This window comes from Streptococcus suis, assembly GCF_019794615.1.
GTDB classification, from domain to species: Bacteria; Bacillota; Bacilli; order Lactobacillales; family Streptococcaceae; genus Streptococcus; species Streptococcus suis_AI.
Genome location: NZ_JAIMDU010000078.1, coordinates 1 through 651 on the forward strand (window position 1 = coordinate 1; position 651 = coordinate 651).

Below are 651 nucleotides of genomic sequence, written 5' to 3' on the forward strand. Positions count from 1 at the left end.
AATCGGGAAGACAGGATTCGAACCTGCGACACCTTGGTCCCAAACCAAGTACTCTACCAAGCTGAGCTACTTCCCGATATCATTAAAAATAAAGCTCCCCTAACGTCTCCATTAAGCGAGTGATGCACCCTAGAGGAGTCGAACCTCTAACCGCCTGATTCGTAGTCAGGTACTCTATCCAGTTGAGCTAAGGGTGCTAACTATATATGTAGTCCATGCCGAGGACCGGAATCGAACCGGTACGATGTTGCCATCGCAGGATTTTAAGTCCTGTGCGTCTGCCAGTTCCGCCACCCCGGCTCCTAAAGCGAACGACGGGATTCGAACCCGCGACCCCCACCTTGGCAAGGTGGTGTTCTACCACTGAACTACGTTCGCAATTCTTCTAAATGCCGGCTACATGACTTGAACACGCGACCCTCTGATTACAAATCAGATGCTCTACCAACTGAGCTAAGCCGGCCTATTTCTATTCTTATGCGGGTTAAGGGACTTGAACCCCCACGCCCGAAAGCGCCAGATCCTAAATCTGGTGCGTCTGCCAATTCCGCCAAACCCGCATATGACTCGTGCTGGGCTCGAACCAGCGACCCATTGATTAAAAGTCAATTGCTCTACCAACTGAGCTAACGAGTCTTAAATATGACGCAA

At 50.5% G+C, this 651-nt stretch carries 7 tRNA genes; all 7 read right to left on the reverse strand.

Annotated features, from left to right (window positions below):
* Positions 1-2: 2 nt before the first annotated feature.
* The 7 genes from K6V43_RS11385 to K6V43_RS11415 all read right to left on the reverse strand — a co-directional run bounded on the left by K6V43_RS11385 (position 3) and on the right by K6V43_RS11415 (position 636).
* Positions 3-76: transfer RNA gene (locus tag K6V43_RS11385), tRNA-Pro, on the reverse strand.
* Positions 77-123: 47 nt separating this feature from the next.
* Positions 124-197 (reverse strand) — tRNA-Arg (locus K6V43_RS11390).
* A gap of 19 nt (positions 198-216) precedes the next feature.
* Positions 217-300, reverse strand: a tRNA-Leu gene (locus K6V43_RS11395).
* 6 nt (positions 301-306) lie between these two features.
* Positions 307-378: transfer RNA gene (locus K6V43_RS11400), tRNA-Gly, on the reverse strand.
* Positions 379-390: 12 nt separating this feature from the next.
* A tRNA-Thr gene (locus tag K6V43_RS11405) sits at positions 391-463 on the reverse strand.
* Positions 464-478: 15 nt separating this feature from the next.
* A tRNA-Leu gene (locus tag K6V43_RS11410) sits at positions 479-560 on the reverse strand.
* A 3-nt stretch (positions 561-563) separates the two neighbouring features.
* A tRNA-Lys gene (locus K6V43_RS11415) sits at positions 564-636 on the reverse strand.
* Between the last annotated feature and the right edge of the window lie 15 nt (positions 637-651).